Below are 1,206 nucleotides of genomic sequence, written 5' to 3' on the forward strand. Positions count from 1 at the left end.
GTCTGTTTTGCTTGCATAAGGTGTATCTATAACCAAAATATACCCAAGCATTGAATCGTGTATATTGCACCCTAGTGCCACGACGCCTGGCGTTTCAAACTTGATAGGAGATTCCGGCTTGTCGGCGTAAAGCTTTATTTCAAAGCGCTTTGGCTCTGAAAACGAATAAACATGATGTCTAATATTGTCGCTATTCGGAAAGCTCACTAAATCACCGACCTGAGCAATCAATACATGAGGGGCGAATTGCCTATTTTTCTGATCCATTATCAAGTTCGATGGAATACGCTTATTGCCAGACAAGGAAGCATATTCAGANTCGACTTGAAAATAAACGACACCATCGACAAGTGCTTGGCCATTTTGATCTTGAAGCGTTATATCGACAATTCCAGCAGCCTGACAGATATTAAATGACAGCCATGTCACGATGAAGATAAAACCCCGATCGAATGTATAAAGATTTGTAGACATAAGCGAAAATAAAACTAACTGGCAACATTATTAGAGTTTAGAACGAACAGTCTAGACCATGTGATGAAACTCTGTTTTGTTATAAATACTTGGCTAAGCAATTGTCTAACTCGATTGAGCGGTCATATTACGAAAAGAAAGCGGCGTCATGCCAAAACGTTTTTTAAACTGCCTGTGAAAGTGACTGAGATTATTGAATCCTATGTCTAGGGCAATGCGAGTAATGTCCTTTTTAGAAAACGCGAGTTGCTTTGCAGCATCATCGAAACGCAGTTGCAGAACAAACTCAATTAGACTGAACCCATACTTCTGCTTGAATTTTCGTGTAAGCTGGCTCCGAGATACTGAAAACCTCTTGCTCAAATCATCTAAATTGATATCTTCGACATAATGCCGTCTGACCCATGCAGTAATGTGATCAATATGATCGAAACTGATTTTAGAAAGAGCTGTGTCTTGATGCAGCCTCTCCATATGTAGAAGCAGCATTTTTATAAAGCAGTTTTCCGCAAATGATTGGTTCAAAAGAGAAGGTGACATCGAGAGTGCATCAACTTCTTGAATGCATCTTTCTAGATTGTCGCCCTGATCATTATTGGAATGAGACAGTGTCGTTTCTTGCTTTAGTTTTTCTATAAAGTCGTTATTGCATGGCGAACGCATTAAGTCGAGTGTGGCGGGTTTGATACAAGCAAGCAGTACTTCGCTACATGCTGACTCGCCATCAAAAAT

1 protein-coding gene is annotated in these 1,206 nt (G+C 40.0%); it reads right to left on the reverse strand.

Annotated elements, in window-relative coordinates; translation table 11 throughout:
• Positions 1-579: 579 nt before the first annotated feature.
• Positions 580-1,206 (reverse strand): helix-turn-helix domain-containing protein (locus A3735_RS03520; RefSeq protein WP_156499376.1); only part of this gene is annotated, 627 nt, incomplete at its 5' end.

It is taken from the genome of Oleiphilus sp. HI0061 (assembly GCF_001635675.1).